Origin of the sequence: Photobacterium sp. J15 (genome assembly GCF_963870815.1) — a bacterium.
Classification (GTDB): Bacteria; Pseudomonadota; Gammaproteobacteria; order Enterobacterales; family Vibrionaceae; genus Photobacterium; species Photobacterium marinum.
On the sequence record NZ_CAWMUI010000001.1, the window covers coordinates 2,622,212 to 2,646,433 of the forward strand.

The 24,222-nt window shown below is 45.7% G+C and carries 18 protein-coding genes; 6 read left to right on the top strand and 12 right to left on the bottom strand.

Annotated elements, in window-relative coordinates; translation table 11 throughout:
* Window positions 1–2: 2 nt before the first annotated feature.
* From AACQ93_RS11755 to AACQ93_RS11780, 6 genes are all read right to left on the bottom strand, one after another.
* Window positions 3–1,463, bottom strand: coding sequence for a hypothetical protein (locus AACQ93_RS11755; protein ID WP_232323313.1), 1,461 nt, complete (start codon window positions 1,461–1,463; stop codon window positions 3–5).
* Between the two features lie 6 nt (window positions 1,464–1,469).
* Entirely contained in the window at window positions 1,470–2,057 is a 588-nt protein-coding gene (locus tag AACQ93_RS11760) for a hypothetical protein (protein ID WP_064605201.1), read from the bottom strand.
* A gap of 24 nt (window positions 2,058–2,081) precedes the next feature.
* On the bottom strand, window positions 2,082–3,503 hold the full coding sequence (locus tag AACQ93_RS11765; RefSeq protein WP_064605202.1) for an FAD-dependent oxidoreductase: 1,422 nt from the start codon (window positions 3,501–3,503) through the stop codon (window positions 2,082–2,084).
* The gene (locus AACQ93_RS11770; protein ID WP_064605203.1) at window positions 3,500–4,318 is read right to left on the bottom strand and encodes an FTR1 family iron permease; all 819 of its coding nucleotides are present in this window, start codon (window positions 4,316–4,318) and stop codon (window positions 3,500–3,502) included. The genes AACQ93_RS11765 and AACQ93_RS11770 overlap by 4 nt, the downstream gene beginning before the upstream one ends.
* 52 nt (window positions 4,319–4,370) lie before the next feature.
* Window positions 4,371–4,853, bottom strand: a complete 483-nt coding sequence (locus AACQ93_RS11775) for a hypothetical protein (protein ID WP_064605204.1) — start codon at window positions 4,851–4,853, stop codon at window positions 4,371–4,373.
* Window positions 4,854–4,961: 108 nt separating this feature from the next.
* The gene (locus AACQ93_RS11780; protein ID WP_064605205.1) at window positions 4,962–6,983 is read right to left on the bottom strand and encodes a hypothetical protein; all 2,022 of its coding nucleotides are present in this window, start codon (window positions 6,981–6,983) and stop codon (window positions 4,962–4,964) included.
* A gap of 538 nt (window positions 6,984–7,521) precedes the next feature.
* Between AACQ93_RS11780 and AACQ93_RS11785 the strand changes: the two genes are divergently transcribed.
* Complete coding sequence (locus AACQ93_RS11785; protein WP_064605206.1) at window positions 7,522–7,956, top strand: phosphate-starvation-inducible protein PsiE; 435 nt, start codon at window positions 7,522–7,524, stop codon at window positions 7,954–7,956.
* 423 nt (window positions 7,957–8,379) lie between these two features.
* Here the strand turns inward: AACQ93_RS11785 and AACQ93_RS11790 are convergent, their stop codons facing one another.
* Both AACQ93_RS11790 and AACQ93_RS11795 read right to left on the bottom strand, forming a co-directional pair.
* The gene (locus AACQ93_RS11790) at window positions 8,380–9,702 is read right to left on the bottom strand and encodes an anaerobic C4-dicarboxylate transporter (protein WP_064605207.1); all 1,323 of its coding nucleotides are present in this window, start codon (window positions 9,700–9,702) and stop codon (window positions 8,380–8,382) included.
* 260 nt (window positions 9,703–9,962) lie between these two features.
* Window positions 9,963–11,003 (bottom strand): metal-dependent hydrolase, encoded by a 1,041-nt coding sequence (locus tag AACQ93_RS11795; RefSeq protein WP_064605208.1) that lies wholly within the window; start codon window positions 11,001–11,003, stop codon window positions 9,963–9,965.
* A 223-nt stretch (window positions 11,004–11,226) separates the two neighbouring features.
* On the opposite strand from AACQ93_RS11795, the gene AACQ93_RS11800 reads away from it, so the two are divergent.
* Window positions 11,227–11,679 carry a CBS domain-containing protein gene (locus AACQ93_RS11800; RefSeq protein ID WP_064605209.1) on the top strand — a complete coding sequence of 151 codons (453 nt, stop codon included), beginning with the start codon at window positions 11,227–11,229 and terminating at the stop codon, window positions 11,677–11,679.
* Window positions 11,680–11,803: 124 nt separating this feature from the next.
* Here AACQ93_RS11800 and AACQ93_RS11805 read toward each other — a convergent pair whose 3' ends face one another.
* The 3 genes from AACQ93_RS11805 to apbC all read right to left on the bottom strand — a co-directional run bounded on the left by AACQ93_RS11805 (window position 11,804) and on the right by apbC (window position 16,084).
* Window positions 11,804–13,963, bottom strand: coding sequence for an AsmA family protein (locus AACQ93_RS11805; protein ID WP_064605210.1), 2,160 nt, complete (start codon window positions 13,961–13,963; stop codon window positions 11,804–11,806).
* A 193-nt stretch (window positions 13,964–14,156) separates the two neighbouring features.
* On the bottom strand, window positions 14,157–14,801 hold the full coding sequence (gene udk / locus AACQ93_RS11810) for a uridine kinase (RefSeq protein ID WP_007467235.1): 645 nt from the start codon (window positions 14,799–14,801) through the stop codon (window positions 14,157–14,159).
* Between the two features lie 206 nt (window positions 14,802–15,007).
* Window positions 15,008–16,084 (bottom strand): iron-sulfur cluster carrier protein ApbC, encoded by a 1,077-nt coding sequence (gene apbC / locus AACQ93_RS11815; RefSeq protein ID WP_064605211.1) that lies wholly within the window; start codon window positions 16,082–16,084, stop codon window positions 15,008–15,010.
* Window positions 16,085–16,444: 360 nt separating this feature from the next.
* On the opposite strand from apbC, the gene metG reads away from it, so the two are divergent.
* From metG to AACQ93_RS11835, 4 genes are all read left to right on the top strand, one after another.
* Window positions 16,445–18,490, top strand: a complete 2,046-nt coding sequence (gene metG / locus AACQ93_RS11820; RefSeq protein ID WP_064606680.1) for a methionine--tRNA ligase — start codon at window positions 16,445–16,447, stop codon at window positions 18,488–18,490.
* A gap of 616 nt (window positions 18,491–19,106) precedes the next feature.
* Window positions 19,107–20,429 carry a dicarboxylate/amino acid:cation symporter gene (locus AACQ93_RS11825; RefSeq protein WP_064605212.1) on the top strand — a complete coding sequence of 441 codons (1,323 nt, stop codon included), beginning with the start codon at window positions 19,107–19,109 and terminating at the stop codon, window positions 20,427–20,429.
* 229 nt (window positions 20,430–20,658) lie between these two features.
* Window positions 20,659–21,516 (top strand): hypothetical protein, encoded by an 858-nt coding sequence (locus tag AACQ93_RS11830; RefSeq protein ID WP_064605213.1) that lies wholly within the window; start codon window positions 20,659–20,661, stop codon window positions 21,514–21,516.
* A gap of 65 nt (window positions 21,517–21,581) precedes the next feature.
* A complete protein-coding gene (locus AACQ93_RS11835) occupies window positions 21,582–22,724 on the top strand; it encodes a DUF3103 family protein (RefSeq protein ID WP_064605214.1) in 1,143 nt (380 codons plus the stop codon).
* Window positions 22,725–22,834: 110 nt separating this feature from the next.
* Here the strand turns inward: AACQ93_RS11835 and serS are convergent, their stop codons facing one another.
* A complete protein-coding gene (gene serS, locus AACQ93_RS11840) occupies window positions 22,835–24,127 on the bottom strand; it encodes a serine--tRNA ligase (RefSeq protein ID WP_064605215.1) in 1,293 nt (430 codons plus the stop codon).
* Window positions 24,128–24,222 lie beyond the last annotated feature (95 nt).

The window sequence follows — 24,222 nt, forward strand, 5'->3', positions numbered from 1 at the left end:
ATTCAGTTCAGTAACCGATGGCACTGACCAATTTGATATAAAAAGAGACGCCTTTCACCGATAAACCTTGGCTCAAACTTGGCAACTAAACACTTGTTATTAAGCGGCATTCCCGATAACCGCCACGCGCTCTGAGGGGTTCGTTTATCAGCATCAATCAAGGCTAATTGGCTGCTGGGATAATACATGTCGTAGATCCCATGGCCACCTAACCGATCACGTAACAAGTTCACACTATAGTTAGTACCGACAACCTTGACTCGCGGGTTAGCTTTAATCCATTCGATTGCCTGTTGAATCGGTGCCTGTCGCGATGTGCCATAAACACTTGGGTAACCAAGTACTAGGCAATACACTATCGAGCCGGTGCCAAATACATATGCCACCTTCATTCTCAGACTTCCAACTGTAGCCGTTTGTATTAAGCAACTCTGCTGCACAGGAAATACCACCAGGAACAGAATGAGTACCGGGGCCCAATGGCGTAAGTTATCCGGGTTTTGCCCGATGGTGATCCAAACCCAGTACAGCAAGGCAATGATTGCCAGAAGGGTAAGTTGCTGCTTCTTTAACTCCGTAGAAGATAGTGTTGGTGACACAATCCCAGCAATGGCACGCCAAAATCCGGCATGCAATAACGAAACGGCGACAAAAATCAGGCCGAACCAGCCTATTCCATCTTTTAAAGACGTCACCCATTGCCAAAAACTAGAGCTGTCACCTTCTGCGGTATTACCCCAAATGGCAAAATGTCCTTGGGTAAACCGGGCTCCCTCTTCAAAATATGCGGCGCCATCATAAAACCAGATAAACAACAGGCTCAGTGCCCCAATACAGGCAATAGCCAAACTTGCCTTAAAGTAAGCTCCAAGCCTGAATCCTGCGTAACTTTTCAAAAGGGGAGCTATGGCCATCCCAAGAGCCAACGGAAAATATGATGGACGCGTCGCTAACATCAAACCAATCCAGAGACCGACCATCCAACTTTTCTGTTGCATGGCTGCAATCATTGCCAGAAGAAACCACACAATCGCAGCAGAATCAGACAAACCACTCAGTGCGACTGAAGCCAAAAGAGGTTGCATCAGAACCAGCAAGCATCCCAAAGTAGCTGCCGGCCATGATCCGGAAAGGATGATAATTAGCCTTGCTACCAGAAACGGTATCGCAGCCGCCGACAGCAGCGATACCCAAACTGGCGCTATGGCCGACTCGCACCATAATGCCGTTAGCCGGGAGAGGACAATAAATGCCGGGTACCCCGGAAAATGTGGCCGAAACTCCAGTACCGAAAAACGCTCAACACCCCGTGAAAAATTAAGCGCATCATCACTGGTCAACGCCAGAGGAAAGCGGCTTATCCACAATCCCCAGGCAACATAAGCTGCCAGCATGATCACCACGTACGGCAGGCTACTGCTATTTAGCTTAAATTCGGTATTTTCTGGAGAGGCGTGCTGCACAGCTTGCTACTTCAAAGTACTGATTGTTTCAATCAACAGTTCGCGCTGTTGCTTGAAAACCTCAGGATCAGCCGGCGCTTGCCCAACCCCAAAAACGCCTGGGTTTCCAATCGCATTCAGAACTCCCTGAATAGCTGTTGTCGCTTGCTGTCTTTGGCCTTCATCCATCTTTGGCATAAGCAAATCAAGAAACAGTTTACTTTTGACGACCAGTACCTTCGCAACCTGATAGTCACCCAGGTTCTTCCCTGCTCCGTCTAAGCGACGGATGATCTCTTCAATCACGGCACAATCCATTACCGCTTCTACCCCGGCAGCATCTTTATTTTCCAAAGCCAGCGCCATTGGCGTCTGCAAATCGACCCGGTGCTCCTTGAGCAGATAGACAAACTCTTCCTGTAGGTCATCCGCAGCTACTTTTGCCGCCGCAAAATCATTATTAGACAGCGCCATCAATATTGCCTCTCGCCCATCTATCACCGGCTCTTTCCCTGCGGCGGCATACGAATAGGCGTAACTGGATGCACTAAACATCATTCCAAGATACAGGACTAACAATGTACGCAACACGCGAATAAATGTTATTGGTTTCATTCATTTCTCCATGTACAAGCGGTATCAGGCAACACTCTGAACTTCAATCACAGTTTTCTCATTGCGGAAATCAAAAATCTCACGCCGCCGCTCCTTTCCATCAATCACAGACTGCGCAGCCATCATTCCCATTTCCATTGCCGTATCGGTAAAGATGTAGCGGAAAGTGCCCTGACGGCCAGTCATGATAAGATTGTCAAACTGAGACAAATGGGAGATCGCCTTCTCACGCTTATCCTGATACGGCATATCCATCAACGGATAAGCATGCTCGGTGTACGAAGTAAAGTACTCACCCGTTGCCAGCTTCGACTCAACCCCAAGAGAGTCAAGATCGCGCAATACCCGTTGCTGGAGGCGTTCACCATCCATCGACCACACCTCATCCCCCTTGTTACAAGGAATTTCAATCATCACCGAAGAGCGTCCTTCCGGCGCCATGAATGACGAACGGCGCTTTGGCTCCTGCAATCGGGTACCCAGAATTTCCGGATCGGAAAGGTACTGCCAGGTATTATCAGAAATATTTTCTGTTTCCATCGGCATATTAATAAAGCGCAGCGCCCTAAACTCCAGCCCACTATCAAAGTCGGTCAACTTACACATCAGTGGCAGCGGCAGTGTCGATATCACCTGATCACAGGAAAGGCTCTGTTCTTTGCCCTGGTGGTTATACATTACAGATTCAATCTGGTTATCAGCATCAATGTTCAAACCACAGACGTCACTGTTAAGGACGATCTCAACACCTTTCTTTTCCAGCTCCTCAGCAAGGCGAGTATAAAGCTGTCCAAAGCCCCACTTAGGGTAACGATACTGACGGGCATAAGTTCGAACCGATGAACGGCGCCCCGGCAGCAGACGGCGAGCAACATCTTTAAGGTCAATCAGGCTGATACGCTGGGAAGCCCAGTCGCCAGAAAGAAAAGCTGGATCTATCCCCCACAGCTTAGCGGTATAGCCTTCAAAGAAATGCTTATACAAGGTGGTACCAAAGCGGCTTTCAATCCACTCGGCAAAGCTGACAGTTGACTGATCCTGCGGCTTGGATTTGAAAAACTGCTTGCCAAGATCAATTGCGCCGCCCACCAGCAAAGGTAAAGGTGCATTTTTGATCAGATCCAGCATTGCCAGCGGGTATTGATAAATCCGACCACGATATCGAATCACGCTTTTACGCTGCGCGTAGAGCAATTCATCACCCATCAACTTATCAACGAAGTCCAGCAGCTTAGGATTTTTAGTTATGAAACGATGACCGCCAAAATCAAAGCGATACTCACCATGTTTGCCGCTGAACGTCTGCGTTGCACACATCCCGCCGACATGATCATCACGTTCAATTACAGTAACCTGGTATCCAGCTTCAACCAGTTCCCACGCCGCCATCAAGCCCGCGGGTCCAGCCCCGAGAACTGCGATATGTTTGTTTGAAGAGATACTCATGCTTGCTTATAACCTCGGTTCCAGAAAAAGATAAATGTCAGTAAGTAACCGCCCCAAACAACCAGCTGCAACAAGCCTGGGGATGAGTTATAGCCAAACAAGGCCCGCAAGAAAGTGCCAAATACACCACGGTCATCAAGAATATGTGAGATATCAAAAAGCTGGGCATGGATAATCGGTAGCACATGCGCCGCCTGCAACATATTGATTGCTGAAGAGAGTAAACCAGCCGCAATAATGATGATTAGCAAGCTTGTCCAGCGGAAAAACTCGCGCAGTGGCACATTACGGGTACTTTTCAGCATCATCCAAACCAGCACAATAGACAGGACTAATCCAGAAATAGCGCCAATCAGGGCATCCTGAGTACTAAACTCACCAAAATTCGAGTACATCAAGGCAGAGAAAAATAAGATAGTCTCAAAACCTTCACGCAGCACAGCCAGCGTCGATAACAGCACCAAGCCAAATAAGTTGCCGGAACTGACCATATCTGTCAGATCCCTTTGCACCTGGGCGACCTGGTTTTTTGCCTGTTTTTGCATCCAGACAGCCATATAGGTCAATACTACTGTGGCAAATATCAGGATCCCGGCCATCAAATAGTTGCGATAAAGTTCATTGCTGAACTGATCGACAACAACCTGGAAAATAACGGCTACCACAAGAGAAAGCAGTAAACCAACAAACACGCCTAGATAAATAAATTTGTTAAAACGGCGGGCATTTAACTTGGCGAGATACGACAAGGCAATACCGACCAGTAAAAATGCCTCTAACCCTTCACGCAGGGTTATTAAGAAACTGGCTAACATGAGTTCCCCAATAAAAATTAATTCAATGTATTACGGCCTGTTACGGCTCTCATCAGTTAAAAAACTTCTTCATATTCAATACGCTCCAGCGCATGGCATGACGAAATACTAGAGGGGCCAGCAACCACGACGAGTAAAAATGCACGTCCTGGATAGCCTCGCCCAAAGAATTTCCGGGAGTGCCATAGAAGAACAAGTAAAAACCACTTAGGCAGCACGCCATAAGTAGCCACTCAATTGCAGTCCCTGTCTGACGTAAAAAAGGCTTTTTACTCGATGTGATCAGGCGCCGGTGAGCCCCCCAGAAAGCTCCGACAATAACAGTAAATAAAGTGGCACCGACTAACATATGAACCAGTAACGTCCAGCGCTCGATTTTCCAACTCACACTTACCGTATCCCACAGCAACAAACCACTGAAAAACATCAAATAAAGCAATGATTCAGCCCATTTATGGTGATAAGCCAAACGATGCCACCACTGGCTAAATCCACCACAAAAAGGCTTTTTAACCGAACTCAGAGATACTGACATAACAACCTTCAAACAGCAGAGCGCTTCATTATTCAGCGGTAATAAATAGATACGACAAAGGCAGCGATTTAATATCGCTGCCTAATCGATTTCAGGATTGCTTACCGTTTACTTAACACTGACTTTGTTAGCCATAGTCATAGCGGTACCGAACTTACCGCCGGAAGCAATGATCTGGTGGACACCGTCTTCATCGGTATCGGTAGCGTTACTACCTTTGATCTGGTTTTCGCCAGAATCGCCCATCCACTCAGCAAGCTGCATACCGCCGTTAATAACACCGCGGAACCAACTTACATAACGATCTGTCAGTACTTTCAGCTCAAGCGCTGGCTCGTTTTCACCTTCTTCATTTTTCAGGTGAAGAATTGCCTCACGCAGGCCACCTGAAATTGCTGCCGCAGTATAAGGCGTGTGGATTGTTGCCTTACCCGGTACGGCAGACCATGTATTGATTTTCTCATCAAACATGTTTTTCTCTACCGCCAGATAAATTGAACGCGCTGCCTGCTTATACTTCACATCATCAGTAGCAAGGTATGCCGCAACCAGACCACGGATAGCCGCAAACTGTGCATCCAGTGACTTGCCTTTATTTAGCTTGTTAACGGTATTCAACGTCAGACCGTCAAAGACCAGACCATCTTTACCAACAAGGTGGTTGATAATGAAGTCAGCCTGTCCTTTGATCATTGCCAGCGCATCTTTACCCGCAGCCGTTTTCAGATCGACATCACCAGATTCTGCTGACGCGTAACCTACCGGCAGAGCATCTTTTGCACGTTGGTAGATAGACAGAGCTACGATAGAATATGCAGCATCATAAGTATCAACCTTGTTTCCTTGCTGGCCGCCTTTGTATTCAGTAACAAAAGTACCTTGCTCTTTGTTGTAATGCAGAGCCGCAATGTTTTTGAACAATAGGTTAGAAATATTGTTTGCAAGTGAGAATGCATCGCCTGCAACTACGTCATTGTCTTCATTTGCATCAATATTTGCCTTAGGCGCGGCTGCAAACGGTGCACCATCAAATACAGCCAGGAATGCCGGGTTCTGGCCGCTATTAGCTGTACGCTGATCACTGAATGCAAAGAATTCAGCAGCAGGCCATAGCACAGACCAGGTATCACGCAGTGTTGAAGCACTGTCGGTTACTTTAAGACCAGCAATAGATTTAACACCATTGTTGGTGCCTTCGGTCACAGCTACCTTATGAGCAAACCAGATAGGACCTTTGGCTGGGTCATAGTCCGGGCCAAATTTAACGCCCAGTTTCTTACCATCAAAACCAAGCTGCTGTTGCATGATTTGCAGCTTATCAATAGACATTTCAGTCAACATCATGCCGTTAAAGCCATCAGCAGCAGAAACACCCAGGCTGTGTTTGCCATCGTGATCCATCGTTGCTGAATCCGCCTCAACCTCTTCATCAGTTTCGGTTACATGCATGCCACCCAGGAAGTCTTGCGACCACATCACTTCTTTCAACAAAATGCTGCCGGTAGCCGCAGGATTGAATGACTTGTCAAAGGTCGTCTCGTCCCATGCAAGAGACTTGTAGTCACGGAAATAAGCAGGAACAACTGTTTGAACCGTTTTGCTCGTGCCTTTTGCCGTCACGATCTCCACTTCATCACCGTTTACCGTCGTTGTATCAGGCTTTTGTACAAACTCAGGACTACCTGACATATACGGGATGGAAATCGGATACATATTCTGCGGGATTTCACTCGCCGGGAAGCCTACTGCACCCGCCATCTCAATAACACGCTTACCCAGATCTGCCATCTTGCCACCACGCACACTGTTAACCGGTCCATTAACTAAATGCGGGCCCATTGTCGACTGATAGTTAAGCGCATACATCGCTTCTTCAGAGTATTCGTAGCTTTCAATACCAGCGGCAAAATCAAAAGGAGTCGGGTCATTTGCTACATTTGGATCAAGTACATCAAGATCCAAGCCAAGCGATTCAGCTAACGGTTCACCCGACAGCTCAAATTCGGTGTAAGCTAAAAAGTTACCTGCTGGTTGATGTGTTTTATCTAATACTTCCACTTTTGCCGTAGCACTGGCTGCCGACGCGAAAACAGCGGTAGCAACTGCGATACTAAGAACTGACTTCTTCACTACTTTTCCTTCTAGTTTTATCCATTTACATCGAAAGCAAATTGCTTTTCATCGTTGGATGAAGACCATAAACGAGAACGATTTGCATTCTATGTGTTTCAAAATGTAAATGTAAATAAAAATATCAATAACGAGAGTGATTGCTATTTCGATTCTTGATCAAGATCAACATCCAGCAAAAAGGCCACACATATAATAGGGGAATTATTTTCACGACATCCCGCTCATTTTTTAAACAGTCACTTACATCTAATGAATCTCTTTACAACGAGTTTCATCTGATAACTGTATGTTTACAGCAGCCATAATTAATCCGCTTTTTATCACTGCGTTTACTATAGATGTTGAAAAGACTCGTGCTCGAAGTCAGTCTGCACTTAAGAAATGTTGAAGGTAAGTTGCTTATAATATGTTCAATACCATAAAGTACTGACACTAATTTCCTTTCATTTTTCCCTTTTAGTTCCCGTTGCAATATTCGTTTATATAATAAAGGCATTGATAATAAACATAATCACCTTACGCTTAAGGAATACCAATGCCTTCAAATTTACCAAAAGGATTTAGCCACCGTTTTTTAAAGCTGTTCCATATTCTGGAAGCTATTTTACTGGTCGCTATCACCCTTGCGACCATTGCTGCCATGATCAGCGAGTTTGTTCATGTCTATGTGAACAGAGAAATTAAACTGACCGATATCCTATTGATGTTTATCTATCTGGAAGTGCTGGCGATGGTTCAGCAGTTTATCACCCACGGTAAAATTCCAGTTCGCTATCCAATCTACATTGCGATCATGGCCATTGCCCGTTATATCACCCTGGGTATGAAAGAATTGGACGGAATCTTCGTAGTCTGGCTATCACTAGCTGCTTTTATCCTGGCTGCAGCAACCTTAATCATCCGCATAGGCCATCATTACTGGCCTTACGAGGTGGTGACGGATCCGAGTAAGAATCAACCGGAAGACTGAAGCTACTGAAACAAACATCCTCGCAACTAAATAATTTGTGCCTAGATACGATAAAAGGGAGCCGAGGCTCCCTTTTAGATATTAATTAATTTTGTTGAGCAATTTTATTTATAGCAGCACTAGGACCGAGCCAGTTTCTGATGTTTTCTTTTATAAAAGCTTAAAGCCCTCTCCAGTGCTCTTTCATGCATCTTTTCTCTTAGCTTTTTAAAATCATTCTTTTTATTCACAGGCGACCTCACTGATGCATTGAAGCATTCGAATTATATAAACAAGAGTAGTCTATTCATTTGAGTTATATAACTTTTTTTTCATCAATGACACGAGCAAGATCTCAAATGCAACTTAAGGCATAGATAAGATATAAAAAAATGCCAGTTCGCAAAAGCGAACTGGCATTTAGCTTTCATCAAAACAGGTAATTTATACAATAACCTGAGCGATGGTATAACCGATAGTACAGGCTGATACCACACCAATCAGGCCTGGCACCATGAAGCTGTGGTTAAAGTACCACTTACCGATCTTAGTTGTACCCGTTACGTCGAAGTTACAGGTTGCGATATCTGATGGGTAGTTAGGGATAAAGAAGTAACCATAAGTAGCCGGCATCAGACCAATCAGCAATGCAGGGTTCAGACCCATTGCAATACCAACAGGAAGCATCATACGTGCTGTCGCTGCCTGGCTGTTAACCACTACAGACACAATGAACAGTGCCAGTGCGAATGTCCATGGGTAATCCTGAACCATTTCAGTAATACCAGACTTGAATGAAGGCATTGCATACTGGAAGTAAGTATCACTCATCCATGCAATACCGAAGATCGCAATGGCTGCCACCATACCGGATTTAAATACCACACCCTCAGGTACTTTCTGTACATTGGTACGGGTAACCAGAAGAATCAGACCACCGAATGCCAACATCATCATCTGGATAATAACAGACATCTTGATTGGCTTAGCATCACCGATGGTGCGGATTTCAGGCACCATAGCAACAACAACGATTGAAGCCAGCGCCAGGATGAAAAGCAATACTGCATGCTTGGCTGAAGCTGGCAACTTCTCATCAAGAGATGTTGATGTAGTATGTAGGATCTGATCACGCCACAGAGGATCTTTCAGACGACGCTGGTACTCAGGATCATCTTTCAATTCTTTACCACGACGCATGCTGTACAGAGAAAGCAACAAAGTACCGCAAAGCGTTGATGGTACAGTAACCATCAAAATACTTAGCAGGTGAATACTTTCCTGAATACCTGAAAGCTGAGCCAAGTAGTAAACAACTGCAGCTGAAATCGGACTACCTGTAATTGCCAGCTGAGATGCCACAGAAGACGCCGCCATCGGACGCTCAGGGCGGATACCGTTTTTCAGTGCAACGTCACCGATGATTGGCATGATTGAGTAAACCGCGTGGCCAGTACCCAGCATAAAAGTCATGGTGTAGGTAACCAAAGGACCTAAAAATGTTACACGCTTAGGATTACTACGCAGAATACGCTCCGCCACTTGAAGCATGTACTTCAAGCCACCGGCGGCTTCAAGGATCGATGCACAAGTTACAACCGCCAAGATAATCAACATTACCGTAATTGGCGGCGATGTCGGCGGCATGCGGAAAATAAAGACTTCAACCAACAGACCAAGGCCGGACACCACGCCCAGACCAATACCACCGAAGCGGCTGCCTGCATACAACACGAGAAGGAGGAATACAAATTCCAAATACAGCATACCCGTTATCTCCCTATATCGAAAAATGCGGCCCTCACTATGAGAGCACAATACTTTAGGGGTAGATTGCCTGCAGTATGCTGCTTCGCTATTGACAGAAATCAAATAGCTTCAGCTAATATTTACTAACTCAATGATATGTGAAGGCCGCCTTAAAAACGGCGTACCGTAAAGATATATGTGCTACAAGAATTGACGCATATATTCACTGACTATTCACATTGTGCAACATTTTGTCATGCACGTATTTCGTGCCAGCATTAAACACCAGTATGAATTGGCTTAGGGCACTCTTTTATATGGCATAAGTTTGCATCAATATCCTGATTGCCTAACAACCTCAGCCATAAAGCAGGCAAATGTTTCGGACTGACTCTCGGCCCTTCTAATCTTTGTGGATCAGTAACCGCCCAGCTTCCTTCACCATTCTGGCTGGCAAGAACAAACTGGAAAGGCAGGTACTCAGCTAAGCCTAAGCGCAAGTCCGTTACTTTGATACTAGCTCCGACCTGTTCATATTTAACAAAATGGTGAGTGAATGATTCCAGCATATTCAGATAAACTGACTTCTCCGCTAATAGCCAGCTACCACGCTCTTTAGCTATAAAATCAACGTCTGGCTGCTCATCAAGCAGTGAAGCTAACCCTTCCCAATAGATTTCACCATCAAGCACGACAACCCGCCAAAGTACGGTATTGATCGGCGTCGGTGTAATAAATACCGGACTACCTGCCAGCGGTGTTCCATCCAACTGCTCCCTTACCCGCTCCTCAATAATATTCAGAGCGACAACGGACCAAATCAGATAACAAGAAGAAATCACCAATCCAATACGACACAACCTTGCCATCTGCTGGCGCCATATCAGACCAGCAACAAGCATAAGTAACAACGGAAGGGTATAGAGCGGATCAATAATGAAGATACTGGAAACAGCAACGCTCACCGAAAACGGCCACAAGAGCTGTGTACCGTATGACGTAAATGCATCAAGCAGCGGATGAGTGATCAGACAGGCAGCAATCAACAACCACAAATGTCGAAAACTGAAACGAGTCGGCCGCCACTTGTGCCATAAGCCCGCCAACAAAAGTGAAAAAGGCAACAGAACGAGTATGGAGTGACTAAAACCACGGTGTTTCACCATATCTGAAACCGGATCACCGTAGCTTATTAACACATCCAAATCTGGCAGCGTTCCTAGAGCAGCCCCAGCCAAAAGGATTTTAGGCGAACATTTCCTGCCGGCGAAAACACCGGCAACTGCCGCACCTAACGCAGCCTGAGTCACTGAATCCAAGAAAACCTCCTTTACCCTTTTACTGCATCCTTTTCGACAAGCAAATTCAACTGCCGACATATTCCGACAAACCATATCAAATTACGAAATAGTGATGATAGAAGTTCAGCGCAAAAGTATAGTAAACAAAAGTAAAACTACGGGTTCGGTCGCAGTTCAGTTAATTACAATTCGCTACTTTAAATCAGGCAACATCAATTCACTCTGATAAAGGGGAGATGCAATGCCAAAAAAAGTTTCTGAATTCATGACACGCAAAGTCATTACCATTCAGCCGGAAGCCGGACTTCGTGAAGCTTTCTTTGTTATGCGGGATGAGGCTATCCGCCACCTGCCAGTGACGAATGAAGATGGTGAACTCATCGGAATCGTGAGTGACCGCGAACTACGGCGGCCGCGCTGGGTCGACGAATCGCCGGACATCGGCCATGAGTACGACCTTACGAATGACTTACACATCGGTGATGTCATGATCAGGGATGTTGTTCACGTCCGAACGTATGACACTCTAACCAAAGCGGTCGGCACTATTCTGGATCATAATATCGGTGCAGCTCCGGTACTGGATAAAACCGGAGAACTGGTCGGTATGCTATCAGCAGTTGATCTGCTAAAAGCCTTCCAGGCCACTTTAGAATCACAAAAAGCCAATAAAAAGAAAAAAGTGAACGCCTAATCATCGATTGGAATCAGACAGACAGCTAATACAGAAAAAGGCTTGCTACTGTAGCAAGCCTTTCTGTTATCTGAAGGCCATATCCTATCTGAGCTAATTCAAACCGGATATGAACGAACACAGCTTAATTAAACAATCCTTTCAGCAGCTTATCCGCCGCCTTCTTGATTTCATCATCTTTGGCTTTATCGCCCAGCAACTTCTCAAGGCCGCGTTCAACTTCCTTGTGAGCTTTCTTTTCAAGCTCATTGTTTTCTTTCAGCAACTTAGCAAGGTTCAGTGAAAATTTAGGATCATTCCAGTTACCTTTCACATCAATCGGCACAGTTAAGTCCGCCACCTCATCAACACCTTTACCACCCTGCCCTTTACTGGTCGCAACAGCAGAAGTGCTGACCGTAAAATCAATGTCTTCGCTGACGAGGTTTGTCTCACCGTTACCATCAATGCGCAGCAGTGGCGAATCAATATCCAGGTTATTGGTTGATGCTTTACCTGCACCTAGCTTCAGTGTGGCTGTCATGGATGAGAAATCAGTTTTGCGCTCTTCCTTAACATATTCAGCTGAATGACCTTTCAGCTTCGCCTTAGCTTCACGGATCATCTCTGGAATATTTACGCCATAGATAGCACCGTCGGCAAAATTAATATCAATAGCACCAGAAATGTTTTCACGGATGCGCTTTTCTGCCAAGCCTGTACCTGCGACATTAACAGTAATATCACCTTTACCCGCCAGTACATCTTTATCGGCCAGATCAACCAATAATGGCTGGATCTGAACACCACGGATCTGTTTGCTCACCTTATAGGTAGGCAACTTACCGTTAGCATTAATTGTTACCTGAGCTTTTATACTGCCGTCATAAAGGTTTGCCGCAAGCTGCTTCAGCGTCAGCACACCTTTGGCAATCTTCATATCAACCAGGACATTCGCCAGCTTTGCATTGGCAGCTTTCAGTTTACCCAGCTCAACAGTACCCGCGACATCAAGCGTCTTCAGTACAGAAAGATCTGGTTCGTGATCTTTTGCAGTCTGAGTAGCCGTTCCCGCGCTACCAGCTTGCCCTGCCTGACCACCGTTTCCAGAAGCAGCCTGAGTCTGCACTTCTTCTTTTTTGGCATTATCCAAACCAAGGAAGGCATCAAGATCGATATTGTCACTCTTCACGGCAAAACGAATTACCGGAATATCAGCACTCTTGAATGAACCGTTACCATTCACGCTGATCTCATCAATATCTGCTTTGAACTTCTTCAAGGTAGCCATACCCTGCTTCACATCATAATCAGCATCTGCTGCTAACTTCACCGCCATTTCAGGACGAGGCAGCGTCGCACCTTTCAGCCCTGAATCCAGTACCAACCCTTGCAGCTTCACAACGTCCATTGCTTCGTTCAGCATAAAGCGGGTTTCACCTTTCGCATCAAAGGTTAAATTTGGCACCTTTCCCTTCGCGCTGAAGGTAACCGACGACCAATCTCCGGTTTTAAACTTATCCAAGGCCAGTGTGACAGAAGGAATATCATTGACCTTATCTTTTGCCGAGGCTGACAGTTGCAGATTCTTCAGCTCAGCATTATTAAGTTCAGGAACAATAAACAGCTCAGTAACACCTTTTGCTGAGAAATTCATTTCACCGTTCAGGCCAGCAATATCGAACTCTGCTAGTGCCCACTCACCCGGTGCGAAGCGGCTCAGATTAAAGTTCAGCGCCGACACATTTGTCAGTGTTCCCGCCCTATCATCACGAATCACGGCACTGGCATTCACCAATTCAACACCAGCCAGACTGATAGTCCAGGCTTCAGCTGCTTTTGGCTCAGTTTGAGTGGACGGCTCTGCTACCGGGGCTTCATCTTTCACAGAAGGTTCAGCTTTCACTTCTGCCTGTTGCCCAAGACCATCAAGGTTTGATAGGCCATCTTTGCGAGTCTGGATAAATACCCTGCCGTCATGGAGGCTAACATTGCCGATTTCCAGCTGACGCGAGAACAGTGGCATCACAGATACAGACAGCTCAGCACTTTCAAGCTGCACCATGTTTGGTTCGGCAAAACCTTCCGGATTTCTGAATTCAGTTTTCCCCAAAGAAAAACCGATACTAGGGAAAAAGCGCCAATTGATATCACCGCTTACCACTAACTCCCTTCCTGTGGCTTTTTTTACCTGTTCAGCAATCAATGGCTTAAACTGATTAGGATCCACCAACGCCAGCAAAGCGCCAATGCCCACTACCACTACAAGTAATACCGCCAACAAAGCGTATAAAAGCTTTTTCATCGCGTCCTCGTGTTATCCGTCAACATTCATTGATCATCTGGAATCCACCCCGATCAACGTTTTCATGGCTACTACCATGAGTTATATGCCTGATTAAAACAAAAAAACAGGCAGCCGTTAAGGCTGCCTGTTCATTATTCGATACTTAGTAACCGATAAAATTAAGGCTGACAATGTCAGCCTTAATAAACAGTTACGATTTTAGCAGTCGTGCAATGTGTGCTTTCAGCACGTCAATCGCAATTCGGTTCTTACCGCCACGAGGAACGATAATATCTGCATACTGCTTAGAAGGCTCAATGAACTGCATGAACATTGGACGAACTGTCTTCTGGTACTGCTCCAGAACAGATTCCATAGTACGGTCACGCTCAGCTACATCACGCTGAAGTCGACGAAGCAGGCAGATATCCAGAGGAGTATCCATGAACACACTTGCGTGCATCAGTTCACGAAGACGAGGATCAGTAAGAAGCAGGATACCTTCAAGAATGATCACCTTCTTCGGCGTCATTGTTGAAGTTTCAGTCATGCGGGTATGTTCGCTGTAGCTGTACTGAGGTACTTCAACAGCTTTACCTTCCACCAGCTGCTGCAGGTGATCGCAAAGCAAATCGTGGTCCAGCGCATTCGGGTGGTCGTAGTTAGTTTTAACCCGCTCATCCATGGTCAGGTGACTTTGATCGTTATAGTAACAATCTTCCGTGATAACACCGATTTGATGATCACCGACTTTTTCTTTTAGCTCTTTATAGACTGTGTTGGCAATCAGACTTTTACCGGACGCAGAAGCACCTGCGATACCGATAATTACGCATTGGTGTGAGTTTTCAGACATATCAGAAAGCACCTGTAAGACAAACGTAGCGAGGTAGAAACACATATTTAAACAACCATCTGTGCCGCTCACAGGCATCAGATAGCTATTCGAATAGGTATAAATAAACCGCCTGATTATAGAGATTTATGCGGCCGGATGCCAGCAAAAAAGAGGCATCCGGCACATTTGCCTAGATTGTTTGCACAATTGTTTCAGTAAAAAGGTTACATTGTGCGAATTGTAATCTGCTCGGCCACAGGTTCGCCTTGCCAGAACAATCGGCTGGCGACTTGTCCTGCCAGTTCTATGTATGCAACTGCATGCTCAGAATCCGGTGAAGCCGCTACAGTTGGTTTACCACTATCAATATCTTCACGGATCTTGATATGAAGAGGAAGTTGCGCCAATAGCGGAACTGAATGTTCAGCTGCCATTCTCTCTGCACCACCAGTACCGAAAATCGGCTCATGGTGTCCGCAGTTACTGCAAATGTGGTAGCTCATGTTTTCTACAACACCAACTACAGGCACCTCAACCTTGTGGAACATATTGATACCCTTGATGGCATCAGCCAGCGCCAGATCCTGAGGCGTAGTGATCACAACAGCACCGGTAACCGGAATTTGCTGCGCCAGCGTCAACTGGATATCACCGGTACCCGGCGGCATATCGATAACCAGATAATCCAAATCCGGCCACCATGTTTCACTGATGATCTGCTCCAGTGCCTTCGACGCCATCGGCCCGCGCCAGATAGTCGCATTTTCTGCAGGAACGAGATAACCAACTGAGTTGGTATACAAACCGCATGATTCTACAGGCAGCATCATTGTGCCGTTAGGCGACTGCGGCTTCTCGTCCTGAGTTCCCAGCATTAGCGGAACTGACGGACCATAAATATCTGCATCGAGCAAACCGACCTTTGCGCCCTGCTTCTGTAACCCCAGAGCCAGATTAACTGCCGTGGTCGATTTACCGACACCGCCCTTGGCAGAGCTCACTGCAATAATATTCTTTACACCCTTAACAGGTGTTTTTTCTCCGGTTGCCAGAGGCGCAACCCGGATGGTGACGTTGAAAGCCATATTCTTGGCAACGTGGTTGAGCTGCTGCTGAGTAATAATCCATTGCTCAAGAAGCTCAGCAACTGATTGCGCGGCGAAAGGCAAAGTGATCGTCACGACACCTTCAGCTGATACCGATACCACATGCGGCGTATCAGCCCACTCATGATGAAGCCATGGATGCTCAAACTGGTTAAGCCAACGGCAAATATCGGCAACATTTTCAAAACGGGTCATTGAGTCACTACTCATCGTATTTAGCGCTCCATTCAATTTTGTCCCGCACATCCTACCACCAAAGCTTATTGACCGCTGCTACAAATACCTCACCTTTCCACTCTGTTTTTGATACTTAACCCTGCCTTATTTATAACGTAACAATAACGCAAATTTACCTTTTACTTTTAGCGCTAAGCGTTTATTTATTCATCGATTTATGCCGCTTACAACGTACTGGCACCAAACTTAATCGCCGGAACCGTTTTTCAGCCATCGAAACCGTCTAATATCACCGCTTGACGCTAGGAAATACGGCGTCCTTCAGGTACTATCTGGAACTTACTATCTTTATTACCCATCATGAGCGAAAAAGTAATTATGGCTGCAAATCCAAGAAAAATTCTGGTGACCTGCGCCCTACCGTACGCTAACGGTTCTATCCACTTGGGTCACATGCTTGAGCATGTGCAAGCGGATATCTGGGTGCGCTATCAGCGCCTTCGCGGCAACGAAGTTCATTTCATCTGTGCAGACGATGCACACGGTACTCCAATCATGCTTAAGGCCCAGCAGATGGGTATGGAACCTGAGCAGATGATTGCCGAAGTGAGCAAAGAGCACCAGGCAGACTTTGCTGGCTTCGATATCAGCTTTGACAACTACCACAGCACGCATTCTGATGAGAACCGCGAGCTGGCATCATTTGTCTACACTCAGCTGAAAGAAAAAGGCTACATCACCAACCGTACAATTTCTCAGCTTTTCGACCCTGAAAAAGAAATGTTCCTGCCGGACCGTTTCGTTAAAGGTACCTGTCCGAAGTGTAAGGCAGAAGATCAGTACGGTGATAACTGTGACAGCTGTGGCGAAACATACAGCCCGACTGATCTAATCGATCCGAAATCAGCAGTTTCCGGTGCTACACCGGTCATGAAAGACTCTGAGCACTTCTTCTTCGACCTGCCTCAGTTCGAAGGCATGCTGAAAGACTGGACCAAATCTGGTGCCCTTCAGGATGAAACTGCAAACAAAATGCAGGAATGGTTCGAATCCGGCCTTCAGCAGTGGGACATCTCACGTGATGCACCTTACTTCGGTTTCGAAATCCCAGGTGAAACAGGCAAATACTTCTACGTATGGCTGGATGCACCAATCGGCTACATGGGTTCATTCAAGAACCTGTGTGACAAACGCGATGACCTGAACTTTGATGAGTTCTGGAACAAAGACAGCTCAACCGAACTTTACCACTTCATTGGTAAAGACATCGTTTACTTCCACAGTCTGTTCTGGCCAGCAATGCTGGACGGTGCCGGTCTGCGTAAGCCAAACAACGTATTCGTACACGGCTACGTAACCGTAAACGGTGCGAAAATGTCTAAGTCTAAAGGTACTTTCATCAAGGCCGGTACTTACCTGAAGCACCTGGACCCTGAGTGCCTGCGCTACTACTACGCAGCGAAACTGAACAACCGTATCGACGACCTGGACCTGAACCTAGAAGACTTTACTCAGCGCGTAAACAGCGATGTAGTAAATAAGATTGTTAACCTGGCTTCTCGTAATGCTGGTTTCATCAGCAAGCGCTTCGAAGGCAAACTGGCTGAAAACTTCGCCGAGCCTGAGCTGTACGCTGAATTCGCAGCAGCTGCAGATCGCATTGCTGAACTGTACGAAAACCGCGAGTACAGCCGCGCTATCCGTGAAATTACTGCACTAGCAGATAAAGCTAACCAGTACGTTGACGAGAAAGCACCTTGGGTTGTTGCTAAAGAAGAAGGCAAAGATCAGGAGCTACAGGAAATTTGTTCTGTAGGTATCAACCTGTTCCGCGTTCTAATGACCTACCTGAAGCCGGTAATGCCTCAGCTTGCTGAGCGTACAGAAGGCTTCCTGAACGAAACCCTGACTTGGGAGGGCATTGCCCAGCCACTGACTGGTCATGAAATCACTAAGTTCAAGGCTCTGTTCAACCGTATCGATCCTAAGCACGTTGAAGCAATGATTGAAACATCTAAAGAAGACGCGGCGGCAGAAAAAGCAGCAGCAGAGCAGGCAGCAAAACCTACAGGCCCGCTAGTTGATGAACCGATTGCAGAAGAAATCGAGTTTGATGATTTTGCTAAGGTCGATCTGCGTATCGCTAAAATCGTTTCTTGTGAAGAAGTGCCAAAAGCGAACAAGCTACTGAAACTTCAGTTGGATCTTGGTGGTGAAACTCGCCAAGTGTTTGCAGGCATTAAGTCAGCTTACAAACCTGAAGACCTGATCGGCAAACACACTGTAATGGTGGCGAACCTGAAACCTCGTAAGATGAAGTTTGGTATGTCTGAAGGTATGGTTCTTGCTGCTGGCCCTGGTGGTAAAGATCTGTGGATTCTGGAACCACATGAAGGTGCTCAGCCTGGCATGCGTGTAATGTAATTAAGGCATTGCAACGACAATTCCGCATAAAAAGGAGCTTCGGCTCCTTTTTTTTCTCCTCATCTCTTATACCACTTGGCCTTTCTTACTTAAGCCTCACCGCTATCTTTCTCTTCTTTTACTTTTATTCCGCATTATTTTCCCTTGTCTTAAAATGTAGGCAATGAATAAACATGACATTTTATTCATTCAAATGCATTTAATAGAAAAGCGACTTTAAATAGCCAAAACCTCTGAGTGCCTACAGTTCCATTAACCAAATCATTACCATCACTCTGTATCCGTACTTAAAAGAAGATTTTATAGGCAAATTTAGATGTTAACGGCTATTTTTATCTACATCAGAAACCGGTAATAAATCGGAATAGAGATCGCTCTATTTTGCATTTAGAGCCAAATATCGCGGTAAAAACGGTTAATTATCAACCGCGAGGTTAAATTCAGGTTAATTTTAATGTTTATGAGATGCCGTTCTGACAAAAAAAGTGTGATCTAAAACATACCTTTATGTTTTATACGGCATTTTACTTCGCCTTAACACCTAAACTGCTGTTACCCTGCTCCGCGCTCTGGTGAATGATTTACAGAGTGAATATTTATAAGGAGTGTTTATTTCATGCCAACACAAAATAAAAAAATGTCCCTGACGGCCCGAGTAATCCTCGGCATGGTATTGGGCATATTGACAGGATTCGCTATTCGCTCCCTTTTTGCAGAGACTTCATTTGTTCACGAATACATAGTGAATGGCCTGTTTGACGTTGGTGGTGCAATCTTCATTGCTAGCTTGAAAATGCTAGTCGTACCGCTCGTTTTCGTTTCCCTTGTTTGTGGTACCAGTACGCTGAGTGACATCAGCACCCTTGGTCGCCTTGGAGGGAAAACTCTGTTGTTCTATCTGACTACAACAGCAATCGCTATCACCCTGGCACTGACCATGGGTAACTTGTTTGAACCTGGCGCAGGTGCAGATCTTTCAGCAGCAACCACCTTTGCTGCAAAAGAAGCTCCATCTCTGGGTGATGTGATCATTGGTATGTTCCCAACCAATCCGATCAACTCTATGGCAAAAGGCAATACACTGCAGATCATCGTTTTTGCGATTCTATTCGGTGTTGCAATCAGTGCTGCCGGTAAAGCCGGTGAGCGCATTGCTGGTATCTTTGCCGATCTGAATGAAGTCATCATGAAGCTTGTTGCTTTGCTGATGCACATCGCACCTTACGGTGTGTTCTGCCTGATGGCGAAACTGTTTACCGGTATCGGCCTGGATGCTATCTACAACCTGATGGGTTACTTCTTGGTACTAACCTGTACCCTGTTGCTTCATGGCCTGGTAGTTTACAGCACCATGCTAAAGGTATTTACCGGCCTGAGTCCGAAGACGTTCCTAAAGAAAATGGAAGATGCCATTATGTTCGCATTCTCCACAGCGTCTTCTAACGCAACAATTCCAGTTACCATGGAAACAGCAACTAAGCGCCTTGGTGTAAGTAACCGCGTTGCTTCATTTACTGTCCCACTAGGTGCGACCATCAACATGGATGGTACTGCCATCATGCAGGGTGTTGCGACAGCCTTCATCGCTCAGGCATTCAATATTGACCTGTCTATGGGTGATTATATGGCAGTAATCCTGACAGCAACTCTGGCATCTATCGGTACAGCCGGTGTTCCGGGCGTAGGCCTTATCATGCTGGCAATGGTACTGAACCAAGTTGGTCTGCCTGTTGAGGGTATCGCGATCATCATGGGTGTTGACCGCCTACTTGATATGATTCGTACCGCGGTAAATATTACCGGTGACAGTGCTGTAACTTGTATTGTTGCTAAGTCTGAAGGTGCGCTTGATATAGATCGCTTCATGGATCCTGCTGCAGGTGAAAAAGATGAGGAAGTCCATCTTCACAAAGAAGCCAAAGCTGCAAACTTTGACTGAAGTAGCAAAAGTAACAATTGAAGAATAGCGATATAAAGGCCCCGCAAGGGGCCTTTTGCACCATATTGAAGCACCCCTGCCCCAGAATGAGCCAACATTTTCTCACTCTAAAACAGCCAAAACATATATTGCTGATTTTTAACAATAAATATTGTCAGATTTCGGTTTCTTTCAGGGCATACTAATTGCAGAAATCCCGATACAGCATTACGCAATGCGGGAGGGAACTATGCTATTTTTAATGCTTTCAATCGCACTTACAGCTGGTATCGGCTTTTATTTCTATCGCAATAAGCAAAATAACTCCCGACTTCAGCAACAATTCAATCAGGTTATCGGACTTCGACAGCTCATCCATCTGTTGCGTTTCCATCGTCGCAAAACTCATTGGGTACTAAGTCATCCTCACACAGAGAACCATGATAAAGCCCTTAATGAATCCCTGGCTATTCAGAGTTTGATAAAAACATTGCTCAGTCAGGCTGATTTGGCTCATAAACCGATGTATCGTATTCTGATGAAGCGAATTACGGTACTGCTTGATGAATGGCCCCACTATTCACTTCGTCGCAATCAGGTTTGTCATGGCAAAACAATCCGTCATGTCATGTATCTGATTGACGATACCATTACCCAAAGCCTGCTATGTGCCGAAAAAGATCCACAGTTTAAGCACTACCAAACAATCTGGCCAATTGTGCTCAATGCCATAGACAGTCTGAGCCGTTTTCGCTACTCCATTGAGAACTACCGACCTAAGCTAGTCAACAACCACCAGCGAGAGCTGGCACTTCATGCGAATATTATTAACCGCCGGATGAAGCAAATCGCCCATTTGAACCATCGCGCTATTTCACATCTTCAATTGGATGAGCTGCGGGCAGAATTTGATGTGATCCCGCTTCAAGATAATGATTTAACTAATAACAAAGAAAGGCTTTACCAGTATTCACTGAAACTGTCTGATACTATTTACTTGCTGTTCGACATGGTCTTAGTGGACATTGCCGAAGAGCTTTCAGTCCATCTCCCACCTATTCCCAACAAATCTGTTCAAAATACAGTCATTAAGTTGAATACGAATTAAAATCATTATAAAACCTGTCGCTTATATAAATTGACGCAATATGTTTTATATAAGGACGACACATAATGAGAAGAATCACCTTAGGGGCAACTCTGTTTATCCTGGGAACGGTACTTGCCGGTTGCCAGGATAATCAGGACCAACCAGCTAACCTTAGTACAGAAGCGAAAAGCAAACGCCAAATTGCACAGGAGCTGAGTACAAACTATCAAGACTTCGAAACACAGCTAACAAAGCAAATCTCTGAAGACTATACCAGTGTGCCGCTGAATGAACTGGTTGCTAACAGCGATGATAACGATCTGCAGGCAATGGTCTTCAGCGCCGATCAAGCTGCTGTAACCAAACGTGGTATCAACGGTGAAACCTCTTCACTGCTAAACGTCAGCCTTGCAGATCCAGAAATGATTGCGAAGCTGAAGGATGGTGAAAAACCGCTGTTTACTTACCAGCCTGATTCTGTAGAAGCAGGCGACACAGTCGAAATGTTCGACATTAACGGTGAGACAGTGCTTGGCAGTGCCGATGTTCTGCCAGAACAACCTGTTTTCATCGTAAGTGTTGATGAAAAAGAAGCGATGCGTGCTGGTCTGTCTGTTATGCGTACTGCATTTGAAGAAAATAACATGCCAGGCTTTGCAAACCAGCTGAAAATTGCTGATACGTCAACTGATGATAAAGAGTTCATCTCAACGACTGTCCTGAAGAAAATTTCTCTTCAGGATGACCACGAACCGTGGATTTCAGGCAAAGCTGAAATTTACGCGCTGGTAAGTGGTGTGAGCCCAAGCCGTGATGAACCAAAGTTAGATGTAGTGGAAATGCCTTACCTTGATTACCAGGGTAAAGACTATTACCCGAATCAAATCATGATCTACTGGGACCGTTACCGCTGGGGTGCTGCAAACATTGTTCTGATGGAGCACGACAGCAACACTAACTACCGTGATTTGGCAAAAGTAATTGTGAAGGCAGCTTCTCAGATTATTGCCAGCCAGGTTGACGGTGGTGTACTGAGTGCAGCGATTGTCGGTGAATTGGTTAACGAAATCATCAAAGTAATTCCGGATGATGCCTTTACCAACAATGACGATCTGGTCGACTACTACTACACTATTGAACAAAATCAGGTACTGACCGATCAGCCAGGCGCATCAGGTAATGCCATGGCGACGTTTGAGCCTAAAGATATTCAACGCACAAAATAAATAAACTCATCACTGTTACTACATAGCTAACAGTGATGACTTACCATCAAGATTGCGTCATAAAAAAACCCAGCCATAAGGCTGGGTTTTTCTTAACTTACGGCAATCAATTAACCGATGTATTCAGCACCGTTCATGTACTTACGCAGTGCTTCAGGGATGCGGATACGGCCGTCTGCTTCCTGGTTGTTTTCCAGAATAGCAACCATAGTACGACCAACAGCCAGACCAGAACCGTTCAGTGTGTGAAGCAGTTCAGGTTTCTTCTCACCTTTACGGCGGAAGCGAGCCTGCATACGACGAGCCTGGAAGTCCCACATGTTAGAACATGAAGAAATTTCACGGTAAGTTTCCTGAGCAGGAACCCAAACTTCAAGGTCGTAAGTCTTAGTTGCACCAAAGCCCATGTCGCCAGTACACAGAACAACTTTGCGGTATGGCAGCTCAAGCAGCTGAAGTACTTTTTCTGCGTGACCAGTCAGCTCTTCAAGCGCGTCCATTGAATCTTCAGGACGAGTGATCTGAACAAGCTCAACTTTATCGAACTGGTGCATACGGATTAGACCGCGAGTATCACGCCCGTAAGAACCGGCTTCAGAACGGAAACATGGGGTGTGAGCAGTCATCTTAATAGGCAGATCTGCTTCTTCAGTGATAGTGTCACGAACCATGTTTGTCAGCGGTACTTCTGCAGTCGGGATCAGCGACATACCGATGCCTTCTTCAGTAGCAGGCTTGGTGTGGAACAGGTCTTCACCAAACTTAGGCAGCTGACCAGTACCGAACAGGCTGTCTGCGTTTACCAGGTAAGGTACGTACATTTCAGTGTAGCCGTGCTCTTCAGTGTGAAGGTCCAGCATAAACTGAGCAATTGCACGATGCAGGCGAGCGAACTGGCCTTTCATTACGATGAAACGTGAACCAGACAGTTTAACGGCACTTGCGAAGTCCAGACCGTCGCCCATTTCACCCAGATCAACGTGATCTTTAACGTCGAAGTCGTAAGCCTTCGGCTCACCCCAACGAGAAATTTCTACGTTCTCATCTTCATCTTTACCGGTTGGTACAGAATCGTGAGGTACGTTTGGTACAGATTGCGTGATAGCATCCAGCTCTGCCTGAATATCAGCCAGACCTTTCTTCGCTTCATCCAGCTCAGAACCCAGGTTACCAACTTCAGCCATGATGCGTTCAGCTTCTTCGTGCTCACCTTTAGCTTTCGCTTGACCAATGGACTTCGATCGCGAGTTACGCAGAGCCTGAAGTTCTTCAGTCTTAACCTGAAGAGACTTACGTTTTTCTTCTAGGGAACGTAGTTGCTCAACATCCAGAGTGAAACCACGGCGCGCTAATTTTTCGGCTGTTGCGTCCAGCTCAGTTCGAAGTAATTTAGAATCTAGCATGCTAATCCTGTGCTCGTTGTGTTCTAAAATGCAGATTATTTAACCGGATTGATGGCTAAATAACTTTTAATTCAGAAGGCGTTAGGCAACCTAAC